This window comes from Spirosoma pomorum, from assembly GCF_054776615.1.
Map to the genome: position 1 here is coordinate 70,261 of NZ_BAAHBP010000037.1, position 17,210 is coordinate 87,470.

The window sequence follows — 17,210 nt, forward strand, 5'->3', positions numbered from 1 at the left end:
ATAAGCATGCTCACGTCCTTTCTCCCTTCCTCCCTCTCCTCCTTTCTCCTCTTTTAATTAATACCGATACATTTCCGATTTGAATGGACCTTCAACCGATACGCCGATGTAATCAGCTTGTTCCTGCTCCAGCGGCTCGAGTTTCGCGCCAACGTGAGACAGGTGCAGCGCTGCCACTTTCTCGTCAAGTTTCTTCGGCAGAACGTACACTTTGTTTTCGTACTTGTCCGAGTTCGCCCACAGCTCTAGCTGCGCCAGCGTCTGGTTCGAGAACGAGCACGACATAACGAATGATGGGTGACCCATGGCACAACCCAAGTTCACCAGACGACCTTCGGCCAGGATGATGATCTCTTTGCCGTCGATTTCGTACATATCGACCTGTGGTTTGATCTGGCTCTTGGTGCTACCGTACGCGCTGTTCAGCCACGCCATGTCGATTTCGTTATCGAAGTGGCCGATGTTACAAACAACAGCCTTATCACGCATCGCTTTGAAGTGACGCTCTTTGATGATGTTTACGTTACCGGTAGCCGTCACGAAGATGTTGGCCCGCGTAGCGGCTTCGTCCATTGGGATAACTTCAAAACCGTCCATAGCGGCCTGCAGGGCGCAAATTGGATCGATCTCCGTTACCAGAACCCGGCAGCCAGCGCCACGCAGTGACTCAGCCGATCCTTTACCTACATCACCGTAACCGGCTACGACAGCTACTTTACCGGCCAGCATCAGATCGGTAGCGCGACGGATCGCGTCAACCAGCGATTCGCGGCAGCCGTATTTGTTGTCAAATTTCGATTTCGTTACGGAGTCGTTTACGTTGATCGAAGGCAGGTGCAACGTACCGTTTTTCATCCGCTCGTACAGGCGGTGAACGCCCGTCGTCGTTTCTTCCGACAGACCTTTGATATTCTGAATCAGTTCTGGGTACACGTCGAACACCATGTTCGTCAGGTCACCGCCGTCATCCAGAATCATGTTCAGTGGCTGACGATCTTCGCCGAAGAACAGCGTTTGTTCGATACACCAGTTAAACTCTTCTTCGTTCATGCCTTTCCAGGCGTAAACGGGAATACCAGCCGCAGCAATAGCAGCCGCAGCGTGATCCTGAGTCGAGAAAATGTTGCAAGACGACCAGGTTACGTCGGCACCCAGCTCAACCAGCGTTTCGATCAGAACCGCCGTCTGAATGGTCATGTGCAGACAGCCGGCAATCCGGGCGCCTGCCAGTGGCTTCGACGGACCGTACTCAGCACGCAGGGCCATCAGACCCGGCATTTCGGCTTCCGCCAGTTTGATTTCCTTGCGGCCCCAGTCGGCCAGCGCGATGTCCTTTACTTTGTAGGGGACGTACGTGGAGGTTTGCATTCGGATGAATAATGTACGTAACAGGAACCTGAAAAGCCCCTGTCAGCGTGGTTGTTTTCTTTCTAAAGTACAAAATTAAACAGGATTGCCTAGAAAGCCTATCAATCGTGAGTCACTTTCTAGCCTGTAGCTCGTTCGTTACCTGTATGTTACTTCAAATACGGCGCGATAAGCGGAGTCCACTCCTGATAACCAGCCGGCGTCATGTGCAGACTATCAGCTTTGAACAACTCCGGCCGCGCCTGCCCATTGGGTTGCAGCATAACCCGGCGGATGTCGACAAACTGCGCGTTTTTCTGCTTGGCCAGATAATCTTTTATTAATTGATTGGCTTCGTCCACCGCCGGGTAATATTTACGTCGTGACGGGCTCTGCTTGATAGAAATGAACAGAAATGGTACGTTAGGTAGCTGTTTGCGGACGTACTGGAACAGATCGACAAAACGATCGTAGGCCTGCTGGGCGGTTACGTTGCCGGTGGCAAGATCATTTTCCCCGGCGTACAACACAATCTGTTTCGGTTTATAGGGAATAATGATCCGGTCAGCGTACCGGCGAACGTCGTTTAGCTGCGAGCCACCAAAGCCCCGGTTCAGAACGGGTTTGTTAGGGAAAGAGCTCTGCAAGTCTGGCCAGAGCCGGATCGATGAACTACCCGTAAACAGAATCGGATTGGCCGGGGGCGGAGTTTGCTTATCGGTCGCTTCAAAGGCCAAAATCTCGTTTTCAAACGGGGGCTGCGTTTGGGCGTGGGTAGCTGAGACAAAACATACAGTCAGCAGAAAAAGAAAGAAAAGCTTTAGGTGATTCATAACAGGAGTCGGGTTGATTTAAATAAACGGTACTACCGTTTCCAGGCTCATACCGCGTGAACCTTTGATCAAAACGTGCGTGTCGGTCATAGGGTTGTCCATCACCCAGTTATGTAGCGAGAATTTGTCCGGAAAGTAGTATGCTTTGGGCAGCGCACCGAGCGCGTATTTCATGTCTTTGCCCGCTAAGATGACTAGATCGAATCTACCTTCTGCAATCAGTTTGCCTAGTGCTTCGTGCTCGGCTTCACTTTCGGGGCCCAGTTCATACATGTCGCCGAGAATGACCACTTTTCGTTTGGCTGGCATAGCTGCAAACTGACGCACGGCCGCTGCCATTGAGCTTGGATTCGCATTATAAGCATCCAGTAAGACGGTATTGGTCCCCTTTTGGATAACCTGCGAGCGGTTGTTCGTCGGATTGTAATCAGCGATGGCCCGGTTTATTTCGTCGGGTGTTACACCGAAGTATTGTCCAATGGCTATGGCCGCCAGCATGTTCTCAAAGTTATAACGACCCGGCAAGTGCGTCGTGACCTCGGTTCCGTCAATAGTACGGTACACGACGGGGGATTCCTGCACTAATTCTACGGGGTCGCCGGGGTAAAAAATGACTTCGGCAAAGGTGGTCTCGCTCCGTAATGTTTTTAGCCGTTCGCGGTACATGGCCGTCAGCGTCGTGTCGCGGGAGTTGATGAACACGGTTTTTGCCTGTTGCGCCAGGTAGTCATAAAGCTCGCCCTTACCTTTCCGAACCCCTTCAACCCCGCCAAAACCTTCGAGGTGAGCCTTCCCAACGTTTGTAATCAAACCGTGGGTCGGCTGAGCGATGGAGCAGAGCAAAGCAATTTCCTGCTGGTGATTGGCTCCCATTTCCACAACGGCCATTTCGTAGGGTTCTGGCCCATCGGCCCGGATCGCCAGCAGGGTTAGTGGTACGCCAATGTGGTTATTCAAATTACCAACCGTAGCGTAGGTCCGGTATCGTTTCGACAATACGGCCGCAATCAACTCTTTGGTTGTGGTTTTGCCATTTGAGCCGGTCAGCGCCACCACCGGAAACGTAAACGTTTGGCGGTGGTACCGGGCCAGATCCTGCAAGGCCAGTAGCCCATCGGTAACCAGCAGACAGCGTGGGTCGCGTTCCGCAACGGTCGGGTCATCGACCAGTGCATAGCGTGCTCCTGACACAATCGCCTGCTCGGCAAATTGGTTGCCATCAAAATTGCCTCCTTTTAGAGCGACAAACAGGCAGTCGGCAGTAATTCGGCGCGTATCGGTCGATACGCTGCTGCATTCCAGAAATTTATGGTACAGTTGTTCGGTAGACAGCATCAGAAACGGATAACGTTCGTCGTTCTTTGATAGCCAGCGTCAGCAAAGTGCCCTCTGCTTCTGCCCATTGGGGCGCGGCTGGATTCGCTCAAAGATACATGAAAAAGTTATTTACGTTTTTTGCCTGTTTGCTGGCCGGCAGCATTCAGGCGCAAATCTCATTTCAGTACAATCAGCAACCCACCGTTACGGTTAACGGCCGGGCCCTCCTGAATCCGTGGGCGGGCGGCTTCAATGCAACTCAGTACGCGACTACCCGGCTTAACAGTGATAATCGAGATGATCTGGTTGTATTCGACCGAATCAGCAGCAAAATCACCACGTTTATCGCCATCGATAACCCATCGGGGAGCGGCATGGCCTGGCAATACGCGCCGGAGTATGAACTGCTTTTTCCGGAGGTATACAATTGGATTATACTGGTCGACTACGACGGTGATGGACGTAAAGACCTGTTTACGCACGGTTCGGGTAGTATTCGTTTGTTCCGAAACGAGTTGCAAAACGGCCAGACGTCCTTCCGGTCGGTCGCTGATCCGCTCATTACCGAAGGATTCAGTAGCCGGCTACCAGTCTATGCTAACAGCGCAGATATTCCTGCCATCCTGGATTTCGACGATGATGGCGATGTCGATATTTTAGCATTCGACCCGACGGGGAATCAGATTGCCTACAATCAGAATATGAGTATCGAACGGGCGGGCCAAAAAGGCTTGGATTTTAAACGGGTCGGTGGCACCTGCTGGGGACATTTTCACAAGGAATTCTGCAATGACTTTACGTTCGGGGTTCAGTGCGAAACTGGCGTGGGCTTAGTCGATCCGAAGCCATCGATCCCCAACGCCCGGCCTCTACATTCTGGCAACACAATTACGGTCATTGATACGGACGGCGATGGTAAAAAAGATATGCTCTTCGGGTTCGTGACCTGTGCTAACATCGCCCGATTGAAAAATGGTGGTACCAACGACGTAAATGCCAATTTCGTCAGTTTCGACAGTCTTTATCCAGCCCAGAATCCAATTCTGTTTCCCGAGTTCCCGTCAACGTCCTGGGAAGATGTAGACGGCGATGGCAAAAAAGATTTGCTGGCATCACCGAACGTAAGCGACGTAAGTAACCAAGCATTCGACTTTACGAAGTCGGGCTGGTATTACAAAAACGTTGGTACCAATGAAAAGCCTAATTTCCAGTTGGCCCAGAAAGACTTTCTACAGAACGATATGATCGATCTGGGAACCAACACGGCTCCGGCCTTGGCGGATCTTGATGGCGATGGCGATATGGATATGCTGGTGGGACACATGGGCGTACAGACCAGCAGTGGTTTTCGGGCAAGCTTATACTACTACGAAAATCGCGGGACAACGCAGAATCCCGCCTTCGCCCTCATCACTACTGATTACTTAAATCTCCAGTCGCTCGGGCTGACCAGCCTGGTTCCTGATTTCGCTGATGTAGACAATAACGGTAGTCTCGATCTGTTGCTGAAGGGAACGGGAGGTACCGATAAGCTCATTTTGCGGGTATTTCTCAACGGGGCTGCCCGGGGCGCGGCCGTGCAATACGACCTGAGTAAAGCAAATACCTGGTCGTTGCCGAAGGAAATACTGGCGGGCAATCTAATTACGTTCGCCGACATTGATCTGGATGGTAAGGTAGACATGCTGGTGAGTACCGACAACTACGGATCCGTCAGCTACTACCGCAACACGGGCTCTGCCAGTAGTCCAGCTTTCCAGCTTCAGACGCAGGCGTTTGCTGGGTTTTCGATCGGCACGGCTTATCTGGGATTACGTTCGCTGGTGGTGGCTGACCTGAACGGCGATCAGAAGCGGGAGCTTATTTCGGCGACGGGTAACGGGCAGGTTCGGGTGTACCAACTGCCGGATCAACCCGCCCAGAAGGCGGTGTTACTGGACTCATTGAAAGGAGTACCAGGCGAGAGTCTTATTGCCAGCGTGGGGGATCTGGACGGCGACCAACTGCCTGATCTGATGTTGGGCAACGTAGGAGGAGGGCTGCGCTACCTGAAAAATACGTCACAGAAAGTAATCGTTACGGGCACCCCAGAAGAAGCGACTAGTCCCTGGGCGTACCCAAATCCAACGGATCGGTTCCTAACGGTTCGCCCTACCTACGCTGGACGGGTTGAGCTGCTGTCGCTATCCGGACAGGTAATCGTTTCGGAGCAGAGCGTACCGGCAAACGTTGAAACAACGCTGGATCTGGGCAGCCTGGCCGATGGTACGTATTTGTTAAAGCTAACGGGCGATAATCGGCCCACTCTTGTCCAGAAAGTTGTTGTCTGGAAATAGCGATTTTTAATTAATATACTTTTATCGGTTATAATGCAGACGAATTTCTGCTTTAAGAGAGCAGACCACACTCTTCTACCATGAATTCGTGTCACGAATGACGATAAATACAAAGCCATATTCTACGCTTATTGTTCTACTTTCCGTTTTGGGCCTGCAGTCTTGTCGGCAGGATAAAGACCTCGGTCCTACTGATGAATTAGTCACTGTAGAAACCTTCCTACCGGCAAATCTTGGGACAGGTCTGGCAATTGATGCGGCTGATAATTTGTACATAGCGGACTACAATAAGCAGCTCATTCGCAAGGTCACGCCAGCGAAAGAGATCAGCGTATTTGCCGGTACTGGGGAAGTCGGTCTGGTTGATGGAAAAGCGTCGAGCGCCAGCTTCTATTTTCCTAATGCGATGACCTTTGATGGATTAGGAAACTTGTACGTGGCTCAAAGGTGGGCAGTACGTAAAATTACGCCATCAGGTATCGTTAGTACTATTGCTGGTAAAGCTCCTAGCTGGCTCAACTTCACTCACCCAGACTCCACGCTTTTTGGTGACAGCCCATCATTGCTGGTTGATCGGTCCGGAAATCTCCTCGTTGCAGACAACTCCTATTACCGTCGCATTCTGAAAATAACTCCCCAGCAGACGATAAGCGCACTGCTAGGGCGCCCATTTGGGCCGTCGCAGCAAAGCGGTCAGTATTCTTCGGCAGAACCAGTCAATTATCCTAAGGGGCTTGCGTTCGATTCCAAAGGGAACCTGTTTATCGCCGATCGAACCTACGGAATTCTAAAAATGACTCCTCAAGGGGTTGTTACTAGGTTTGCTGGCGGTGGAATACATGGTCATGAGGATGGGCCTGTAACAACAGCCTTGTTCGGTGAGATCAATTGCTTGGCCATCGATAAACGAGATAATCTATACGTTGGCGATGATCGGTATCTTCGAAAAATATCTCCAGATGGTATAGTTAGCACAGTAACTGGTAATGGTATCGGCCGGGAAGCACAGTTTACGATCCCTTACAGTTTGGTTTTCGATTCTAAAGGAAATCTGTTCGTTGGTAACATGGCTGGTATTCTTAAAATTACGTTTAACTGAACGAGTGAGGATCAACCTATTGCCGGTATTAACGAGGAGTAGGCTGCCAGAACTTGTTCGAGTACATGACTGTGAATGCAACCTTGTCCAGAAAGTTGTTGTCTGGAAATAGCGAAAACTCTTTTGGATCGACCGAGTTAGAGATACATGCCAGCCAGGGCGATAAATAAGCAGCCGCTAGCTGGTTACTATTGAATCACTAATCCCGGCGGGAAACCGCAGATACGTTATGGAAAATGTAAATAACTCCGACCAACAGCGCGTCGACCAGAACACCGGCGGTCCACTGGAAGGTATGTCGCCCCAGAACACAAATATGCCCGAAAACAACGACGAAGCAGGTAATGTCGTCTACGCGGGACTCGGGGTGAATAATGAACCTGATAACTACAATCCCGGCGACGAAGAAGCTTCTGATACGTTGCTTTATACGGACACGCTAACGGCGCAGCACGCGACCGACGAAGTATCCAACGGCGAAGATATGGACGACCTACCAGAAGACTTGCTGGAGGACATATCTGACGATGAACTGGACGCCGAAATTTCTGATTTAGCCGAGGAAGAGAACGAAGGCAATGAGCGTTATTAAAACCGCTCCTGGCAAATAAAACAACGAAAAGGCACGGCTTTGGTCGTGCTTTTTCAGTATGCGGGCAGCCAGGTCGTAAATACAGAACCTTTGCCGGGCTGAGAACGAGCGGTTAATGTACCACTGTGGTTTTCGGCTACACGCTTGGCAATGGCCAGACCAATACCGGTTCCCCCGTACTGGGTACGGCTGTGCAACTGCTGAAAGATGGTGAAGATCCGATCCAGGTATTTCTCGTCGAACCCAATGCCGGCATCTTCGACGGAAATAGCTACGAATGATTGTTTTGTTTTCTGAACGACTGGTGGGCCACTGGCAGAAGAAACAATCTCCGCCGAAACGGTAATTTGTGGTTGTTGACCAGCCTGGTGAAATTTAAGCGCGTTGTTCAGCAGGCAGAAAAAAAGCTGCTGTAACTGAAGCGCATCGCCCGAAACGGTGGGCAGCAGCTTTACGTCGATAATTGCTTCAGTTTCATTAATCAGCGGCTGAAGATCCCTAAGTGCTTTTTGTACGACGTTGTTCAGTGGAACGAGGCCGAAACCTTTAGATAACGCCGTCAACCGCGAATACGTCAGTAGGTCTTTAACCAACTCCTGCATACGCTGGGCAGACTTCTGCATTCGAGCCACAACGTCCCGAACTGTTTCATCCGTGTCCTGACCAAGACGTTCGTTCAGGAATCCACCAAATGCCGTGATTTTTCGCAGGGGTTCCTGCAAATCGTGACTGGCAACGTACGCAAACTGGTTCAGGTTATGGTTGGTGTGTTTCAGTTCGCGAATGGTTTGCTCTAATTTCTGCTGAGTCAGTTTGAGATCCGAAATGTCCAGAAACGTAAGGATTAAACCGTCGCCCAGCTTCCGGGCGGATACCCAGAACCAGCCGCTGAGCCCATCGAAGGGGTAATGAATGTCGTACACAATAGACTCACCACTGGCAACAACCCCGGCGTACTGATCAAAAATTGATTGGTGTTTATCGCATTGCCCCGGAAATGGAGTCTGGCGAATTGTTGGATAAATATCCAGGAACGAGGCCCCTTCTAGTTGGGAGCCAGCTCGGCTGTTCAGAGTAGCCGCCGATGGATTGGCCAGAACAATGCGAAAATCGACTAGCTGACCGTCGGCGTCACGTACACTTTCAAGCACCAGAATGCCGTTTAGTGAACTGCTGACAATCTGTTGTAATAACTCGGCCTGCTTCTGCTGAGTGAGTAAATGAGCCTTTTGCGCACTCACGTCAGTTAGCGACAAAATAACTCCGCCGATTTCCCAATAACTGAGAGTTAGCTCGAACCAGCGAGACTGGCCATCTTTGGTCGTGCAGTGAATTTCTTGCTGGTGCTGCTGTTGCGAATGAACAACATGAACTGCCCAGCGCCAGAGGCCATCCGCTAACTGGTCAGGAAAAAGCGATGAGACCAGCTGCCCCTGAACACGATCGGTGGATTGATTGACAAATGCATCATACTGCGGATTAGTCAGCACAAAGCGAAAGTCAATCACATTGTCGTCCTGATCATAGATCGCCTGACAAAGCGCGATGGCATTAGCCGCGTGCCGGAGGGCAGTTTCATAGAAAGCCAGCGTCGATGACAGCGCGGGAGAAATGGCATTCATGCTGCCAGCGGAGAAAGTTGTTACGGTGTGTTGTATTGCCAGCGTATGATGCCAGCCGATAAAGATACTAAAAAAGGCGACTAGCGACGGCAATAAAAGCCGGGGAAAGTAGATTAACTTAACATATAGTAAAATGAATGATGATTACGCTTACTAGATTTGGTTTGTAGGAATTTATTCCATCTGTAGTTTTACGAATTAAACAGTCATTAAAGCCCCCAACCGTTAACCATAGATAAGCTTTTAAAAAATCTACTCTATTGGCAGACGATTGGCCCGATTTTGGCCGTTTGAAAGAAGTACACACCGTACGATACAGTTTTTGAACTTTTCAGACGATCAATGGTGAACCATTACTCTGTTCACAATACCCATATAATCCATAAATTTCCCCTACTTAATCAGTTGACGTTCAGGTCAAACGCTTGGTTAATACTGGGATGCTGGGTATGCCTGGGATTAGGCATGGGCTTCGGGCAGGGGCAACCTTCCCGTCAGTCCGGTCGTCGGCAGAATACACGGCCCGTATCGGCCGACTCGGCGCGCGCCGAAGCTCGTCGGCGGGCTACCATGCGGGCCGATTCCGTGAAGCAGGCCATTCAGGAACGTAACGATAGCATTCGGGCTACCCGGAGTGCCGGCCGACGACCAACCGTAAACTGGCCTGACCGCCGGGCTACGCGTTTCTCCGAACGATCGTCTACCTCCCCCTTTATTTTACGCGATCCTAAGGGCGTTACAACGGACTTTAGTTTAGCACCCAACGGACAGATTGCAGTAACGGAGCGGGTTCGCTCCGGCGTTTTACTGTCGGGTCCGCCAACACCGAACAACGTTGCAGGCCGCTCATCGACGCCCGGCAGTACAACGGTAACGTCCGGCGCAGTAACCCCTGGCGTTAGTACAACGGGTGTTTTACCACCGTCCCAATATGGACTACCGTATCGACCGGGGGAAACCATCCCATTTTCGACGTATAACCAGCTACAGAACCAACGCGTAGAGCGAAGCCTTTGGCGGGAATACGGGGTTCGCAGCGATGGACAGAGTGCGCTTAGTGGGCGTGGCCTGATTCCAAAACTGGAACTGCCGCCCATCATCGACCGACTTTTTGGTGGGAGTGAGGTTAATTTCAAGCCTAACGGTTTTGTTACGCTCGATTTTGGCTACCTCTATCAGTTCATCGACAACCCGGTTATTCCCGTGCGGCAGCGCCGGAACGGTAATTTCATCTTCAACGAGCAGATCAGTATCAACTTCAACGGGAAGGTGGGGGAGAATCTGGGCGTTCTGGCCAACTTCGATACGAAAGCGGCCTTCAACTTTGAAAACGCGTTAAAAGTCAATTACCGGCCTAGCGGTGGACTGCCAGCCATTCCGGGGCTGCCGGGATTGCCTAATGCGCCAACGGTACCGACCCTGCCGGGCGCTACCGGCTCCCTACCGGGCTTTACTCCTCAGAACGAAAATATCATTCAGGGCCTCGAAGTCGGTAACATCAGCTGGGCCGTTAACAGCCAGTTGATTCCGGGGGTGCAAAACCTGTTTGGAATAAAGACGCAGCTGCGCTTCGGAAAGCTTTACGCTACGGTTGTTGCCTCACAGCAGCGGTCGCGGAAGAACGAAATCGTGTTACAGGGAGGCTCGTCGAGTCGTCCGTTCGAAGTACGAGCCGATCAGTACGACGAAAACCGCCACTTCTTCCTGTCGCAGTTTTTCCGGAATATCTACGAATCATCCCTGCGCACGTTGCCCCAGGTTACGTCGGGAGTCAACGTAACGCGGGTTGAGGTGTACGTTACCAACCGAACCAATACCACAGCAACGCTGCGCAACCTGGCCGGTTTTCAGGATCTGGGCGAAGGCGTTCCCTATCGGCAGACCAACCCGAACGTACAGCCGTTTGCTGGAAGTGCCCGAACGGCCGCCGACAACCAGGCTAACGGTCTATTCCGCGCGCTGACTGCCAATAGCAACAGCCCATTCCGGCAGATCGACCAGACCAACGAGGCACTGGTTAGCTCATTTGGTCTCGAAAAAGGAACCGACTTTGACGTGTTGCGGGGCGCTAAACGACTGACCGAAGCGGAATTTAAACTTCAGCCCGATCTGGGTTACATCTCGCTGGTAACACCCCTGCGGAACGATGAGATCCTGGCCGTTGCCTATGAATACACGTACCAGGGCCGGCGATATAAGGTTGGTGAGCTTACCGAAGATTACCAGGCACGGGCGAACGACGAGGTGCTGGTGCTGAAGCTGCTCAAATCGGCCACGCTACGGAACAATCTTCAGCTACCGATGTGGGATCTGATGATGAAAAACATTTACTCCCTGGGTTCGTCCAGTCTCACGCGGCAGGGTTTCCAATTGCGGATTATTTACAAAGATGATCAGACCGGGATTGATAACCCGGTTCTGCAGGAGGGAACGCAGCTACAGAACCGCCCACTGGTGCAGGTCTTCGGGATGGACCGGCTGAATCAGCAGCTCGACGCTCAGCCTGATGGAAATTTTGACTTTGTTGAGAATTATACCGTTGATACCCGGTACGGCAAGATTATCTTCCCGACGCTGGAGCCTTTTGGGGCGTATTTGAACCAGCAGTTCCTGCCTTCGGAAGACAACCTGCGGGCCAAGTACGTCTTCAACGAATTGTACGACAAAACGTTGGCTGATGCGCAGCAGATTGCGAACAAAAACAAATTCTTTCTGAGAGGGGCCTACCTGGCGGGTAATGGCGTCGAAGTGTCACTGCCGCCGGGTGTGAATGAAACCTCGGTGTCGGTAACGGCTGGTGGAGTACCATTGGTACCCGGTCAGGACTACGTACTGGAAGCGCAGATTGGCCGGTTACGTATCACCAATGCGAACGTAACGAATTCGGGGCGGGAGATTCGGATCAGCTACGAACAGCCTGATCTGTTCCAGAATCAGATCCGCTCGCTGATTGGTACGCGCCTGGATTATAACCTGAGTAAAGACGTAAGTTTTGGTCTAACGGCCATGCATATGCGTGAAACACCAGCAGGCTACATTACCCGCGTGGCTCTGGGTAACGAGCCGGTTAATAATACCATTTTGGGGCTGTACGCCAATATCCGCAAAGATTCGCCTGGCCTGACGCGCCTGTTGGACGCATTACCCTTTGTGCAGACGAAAGAGCTGTCAGCCATACAGGCTAATTTAGAAGTGGCCCAGCTGCTACCCGGCACAAACCAGCGCGCCAGAAATGAAAGTTACCTGGATGACTTTGAAGCCACGCGGACAATCTTTGACCTGACCCGCCAACCTACGCGCTGGCGGCTTGGGGCTACGCCCCAGCAGTTTCCACAGGGCTCGTTTTCGAATCCGCTGGAATCGGCCTACCGGCGCGCTCGGATTTCGGTCTACTCGGTCGATCCCAGTTTGTATACCCCCGGTGCACAAGGTGTTGTCTCTACAGTTGACCCCCTGGACGCCAACAAGAACGTCTACGAGCGGTATTTCCTGCCAACCGACCTATTCCCCGGCCGTTCGGCGCGGGTCGTTCAGTTACCGGAAAATATCCTGGATGTATCGTACTTCCCGGCTGAGCGAGGTATGTACAACTACAACCCGAACCTGACAGTTTCGGGTGAACTGCCAAACCCCCGGCAGAACTTTGGTTCTGTTACGCGGGCCGTGGCGTCGGACATTGATTTCGACAATGCCAACGTCGAGAATATTACGTTCTGGCTGATGGACCCGTTCGTGGGAGGGCAAAATGGCGTTGTACGTGGCAGCCCGGATGACTCACGAAACCGGAATAACACCAGTGGGGGGAAGTTGCTTTTCAACCTCGGCGATGTTTCGGAGGACGTCATGAAGGATAGTCGGTACACCTTCGAAAATGGATTTCCCATCAACGGCGATACGACTGGTGCCAACGTTCGGTTGGGCGGTACCGAAACAACGGCCTGGGGCCGTGCCCCAACGCAGCAATTTGTGACGAATGCCTTTCAAAGTTCGGGCCGGGAAAATCAGGACATTGGTCTCGACGGTTTGAAAAATGCTGATGAGCGGACCCGATTCCAGCCTTATATAAGTAATCTGCGGACGCGGGGGATTGATGCTACTACGTTGGAGCAGATCGAGCAGGATCCATCGAATGATGATTTTCGGTTTTATCTGGGTAGTCAGGCCGATAGTGTGAAATACATTGTCGCCCGGTACAAGCAGTACATGGGAACAGAAAATAACTCACCGGAGAACACGACAACGAACCAGTTCCTAACTCCTGCCTCGACCACGCTACCCGATATTGAAGACCTGAATGCCGATAATACCATCAACGACAACGAAGCCTATTATGAGTACGAACTGGACTTGCGCCCGGAGCGGTTTGAAGTAGGCCAAGGGTACATCGTCGATAAAATCACTGTCCCCCCTGCGGCTGGCGTAACCGGAGGAACCCCGGTTAACTGGTACCAGTTCCGGATTCCGGTTCGTGAATACATGCGCAAGGTGGGGAGCATTAACGGGTTCAAATCGATTCGCTTCATGCGGATGTACCTGACCGATTTCGCGGAACCGGTCGTGTTGCGGTTTGCGCAGTTGCAGATGGAAGCCAACCAGTACCGCAAATACACGGGCGACCTGAATCAGCGTGGCCTTCAGGAAGTACCTGAGCCATACGACGCACAGTTTACGGTGTCGGCTGTCAATATCGAAGAGAACAGTTCGATCCGGGCCGCTGTTGACCCAGCCGGGGGCGGTAAATATGTTTACAAGATTCCTCCGGGTTACGAACGTGACCGCGATTACACGCAGGTAAACAATGTAGAGTTGAACGAGCAGTCGATGCGGATGACGGTAACCAATCTGCGGGATGGTGACTCGCGGGGGGCGTTCCGGAACGTAAACTTCAACCTACTGTTCCGGGAGCGTCTCAAGATGTTTGTTCACATGCACAATGCGCAGCGCGAAGACGGTCAGTCTGTGTTCCTGCGGCTTGGGACGGATTATACGGATAACTACTACGAGATCGAAATTCCGAATTTGATAGCGACGCCAGAAGGAGATGTTCCGTCTGATCAGGTCTGGCCCCAGAACAATGAACTGGATCTAGCCATATCGGAGCTAATTAATCTGAAAGCTGACCGGAACCGGAATCTATCCCGCCGAACATCGCTGCCCTACTCAGTTTCGTCGCTCAGCGGACGGTATAATCTAACTATTTTGGGTAACCCGGATTTAAGTTCGGTTCAATCGATTATGATCGGCGTACGCAATCCGCGGACAAACGACGAGCAGGCTAAATCGTTCACGGTCTGGGTCGATGAATTCCGGGCTTATGGCTACGACCAGCACGCGGGGATCGGGGCGATCGGTACCACAAATATTAAGCTGGCCGATTTAGGAACGCTGACCGCATCAGGCCGAGTTACAACCTTTGGTTTTGGTGGGGTGCAAACTCGCATTGGCGAGCGAGCCCTGGAAACAACGTCGGAGTTTGGTATCTCGTCGGCGCTGGCGCTGGATAAGTTCCTGCCGGCTACCTGGGGCCTGCGGATTCCGTTCTATATCAACTACGACCACCGAAATATCAATCCGCATTTCGATCCGCTTGATCCGGATACACCCCTGGAAACGTCACTATCAACGTTCCGCGACGTTACCGAACGTAACGCGTACCAACGGTTAGTGCAGGACAACACAACCCGGCGTGGCTTCAACTTCTCGAACGTACGAAAGGTGAAGACGAACCAAAATGCCAGGGCACACTTCTGGGATGTCGAGAACTTAGCCTTTACGTACGCGTTCAACGATAGCAAACGAACGAACATCCTGACCGAAGAATACCTACAGCAGCAGTATCGGGGAGGGATTGCCTACACATTTAGCGGGCAACCTAAGGCGCTCGAACCATTCCGGAACCGGGCCGCGCTGGAAGCACCGTATCTCCGCTGGATCAAGGATTTCAACCTGACGTTGCTGCCATCGGTGGTATCGATTCGGGCTGATATGGACCGGAGTTTTATTAAAACCCAGCTCCGGAGTTCGGATCTGAGCTCAACGGACCGTACGCCAACGACGAATGGTATTGCGCCCCAGTTCGAGAAATATTTCCTGTTCAATCGGTACTACGATCTGACCTGGAACCTGACGCGTAGCATCGTGCTTCGCTACAACGCTGTCGCCAATTCGGTCATTGATGAACCGGCGGGCGATATCAACTCACAGGCCAAGCGCGACTCGATCTGGACCAGCCTCAAGCACCTGGGCCGACTAAAGAACTTCGTGCAGGATATCAAAGGCACGTATCGGTTGCCGCTGGACAAAATTCCGCTACTGGACTGGATGGCGGCCGACGCGGTGTACAACGTTGGCTATCAGTATCAGGCCAATTCCTACGGTATTGTGGACGAATATGGGCTGCCGTTTGGTAACATCATTCGTAACAACCGAGAGCGGGGCCTGACGGGGCGGGTCGATCTGATTCGGTTGTATAATAAAATTCGATACCTGCGCTTTGTGAACACACCCGCCCCCGTTCGGAAGAACTTCGCCCGTAACCCTGGTGATATTGAAGATATTGTTCGGGGTGAGAGCCGGGTATTGAAAAACTTCACCCGGGCCCTGCTGACGGTACGAGGGATCAATTTTACGTATACCATCCAGGAGTCGACGATTCTGCCGGGCTTTTTGCCAACGCCATCCATGTTTGGGTTAGCGTCGGGCAACGCGCCGGGGCTGGGGTTCGTGCTGGGAGGGCAGGATCGCAACATCCATTACAGAGCCGCTGACCGGGGATGGCTTACGCCTAGCACAGTACTGAATACCGCTTTCCAGCAATCGATCGGGAAGAACTTCAACGCCCGTACGACCTTGGAGCCGTTTAAGGATTTCCGGATGCAGGTAGAATGGCGGTTACGACGTTCGGATGCGTATCAGGAATATTACCGACCCAGCACGTTGGGCGGCCCGTTCGAAACGCAGACGCCCGTACGTAACGGTCAGTTTAGTATGTCGTTCTGGTCGTTCCGAACTGCCTTTACTGGATTTGGACCGAACAGCACGTCGCCCATTTTCGATCGGTTCGAAGCTTACCGGGAGTATTTCCTGAATAAACTAACGCAGGCAAATCCCGATAGTCGGGGGGCAGGCTACACAAAGAACTCGCAGGACGTATTAATCCCGTCTTTCTTTGCGGCATACAGTGGGCAGTCCGTTGAGAAAGCGCAACTGTCGCCGTTCTATAACTTCCCGCTGCCGAACTGGCGCGTGGATTATAACGGCCTGTCGAGTCTGGAGTTCATCCGCAAACGCTTTAGTGCCTTTACCATTACGCACAGTTACACATCGGATTATAGCGTTGGAAACTTCATCTCGAATCTGGATTATGGCGCTGCTTTCGTGAATCTGTCGGTGCAGGGCTATCCGCTGGCGTCGGCGGTTAACCAGCTTGGGCAGTTCGTTCCCGTATTTGCGATGAGTACCATCACCATGTCGGAGAAATTTGCGCCCCTGATTGGGATACAGTTTCAGACAAAAAACCGGATTAGTGGCCGGTTAGAATACAACCAGAACCGCGACGTAGCGCTCAACCTATCCAACTCGCAGGTCGCCGAACTGAGCAACAAAGACCTGACCGGTTCTATTGGATTTACCCGGCAGAACGTACGGATTCCCTTCCGGATCAACGGGGCTTACAAGCGCCTGAAAAATGACCTGACGTTCTCCTGTAATCTGACCATGCGCGATACGCGAACGATTCAGCGTAAGCTAGATGCCGAGCAGATTATCACGGCGGGAAATGTCAACTTTCAGCTGCGGCCGCAGATTAGTTACGTCGTCAGCCGTCGATTGAACTTTAACTTCTATTTCGACCGAACATTCAACGATCCGCTGGTGTCGAATTCCTTCCGGCGGGCAACAACAGCGGGGGGCATTCAGCTGAAATTTAACCTGGCAGAATAAGCAGTTCGGAGAGAATAACAAAGCAGAACGGGATGAGAACCCAAAAGTTGGGCAACTCATCCCGTTCTGCTTTGTTATCAACATAGTTAACGAGAATCTGTGGATAAGCGAGCATATTGGTTG

At 52.0% G+C, this 17,210-nt stretch carries 8 protein-coding genes; 4 read left to right on the forward strand and 4 right to left on the reverse strand.

Annotation, left to right across the window (positions count from 1 at the left end):
* Window positions 1-57 precede the first annotated feature (57 nt).
* From ahcY to ACYVAD_RS21440, 3 genes are all read right to left on the reverse strand, one after another.
* Window positions 58-1,368 carry an adenosylhomocysteinase gene (gene ahcY, locus ACYVAD_RS21430; RefSeq protein ID WP_461141584.1) on the reverse strand — a complete coding sequence of 437 codons (1,311 nt, stop codon included), beginning with the start codon at window positions 1,366-1,368 and terminating at the stop codon, window positions 58-60.
* A 149-nt stretch (window positions 1,369-1,517) separates the two neighbouring features.
* Window positions 1,518-2,180 (reverse strand): GDSL-type esterase/lipase family protein, encoded by a 663-nt coding sequence (locus ACYVAD_RS21435; RefSeq protein ID WP_461141585.1) that lies wholly within the window; start codon window positions 2,178-2,180, stop codon window positions 1,518-1,520.
* Between the two features lie 18 nt (window positions 2,181-2,198).
* Entirely contained in the window at window positions 2,199-3,515 is a 1,317-nt protein-coding gene (locus tag ACYVAD_RS21440) for a UDP-N-acetylmuramoyl-tripeptide--D-alanyl-D-alanine ligase (RefSeq protein WP_461141586.1), read from the reverse strand.
* Window positions 3,516-3,613: 98 nt separating this feature from the next.
* Between ACYVAD_RS21440 and ACYVAD_RS21445 the strand changes: the two genes are divergently transcribed.
* From ACYVAD_RS21445 to ACYVAD_RS21455, 3 genes are all read left to right on the forward strand, one after another.
* On the forward strand, window positions 3,614-5,833 hold the full coding sequence (locus ACYVAD_RS21445; RefSeq protein ID WP_461141587.1) for an FG-GAP-like repeat-containing protein: 2,220 nt from the start codon (window positions 3,614-3,616) through the stop codon (window positions 5,831-5,833).
* A 97-nt stretch (window positions 5,834-5,930) separates the two neighbouring features.
* Window positions 5,931-6,932 (forward strand): NHL repeat-containing protein, encoded by a 1,002-nt coding sequence (locus ACYVAD_RS21450; protein ID WP_461141588.1) that lies wholly within the window; start codon window positions 5,931-5,933, stop codon window positions 6,930-6,932.
* Between the two features lie 229 nt (window positions 6,933-7,161).
* On the forward strand, window positions 7,162-7,524 hold the full coding sequence (locus ACYVAD_RS21455; protein WP_461141589.1) for a hypothetical protein: 363 nt from the start codon (window positions 7,162-7,164) through the stop codon (window positions 7,522-7,524).
* A gap of 53 nt (window positions 7,525-7,577) precedes the next feature.
* Here the strand turns inward: ACYVAD_RS21455 and ACYVAD_RS21460 are convergent, their stop codons facing one another.
* On the reverse strand, window positions 7,578-9,146 hold the full coding sequence (locus ACYVAD_RS21460) for a sensor histidine kinase (RefSeq protein ID WP_461141590.1): 1,569 nt from the start codon (window positions 9,144-9,146) through the stop codon (window positions 7,578-7,580).
* Between the two features lie 342 nt (window positions 9,147-9,488).
* Here ACYVAD_RS21460 and sov point away from each other — a divergent pair, with 342 nt between their 5' ends.
* Window positions 9,489-17,087, forward strand: a complete 7,599-nt coding sequence (gene sov / locus ACYVAD_RS21465; protein ID WP_461141591.1) for a T9SS outer membrane translocon Sov/SprA — start codon at window positions 9,489-9,491, stop codon at window positions 17,085-17,087.
* The last annotated feature ends 123 nt before the right edge of the window (window positions 17,088-17,210 follow it).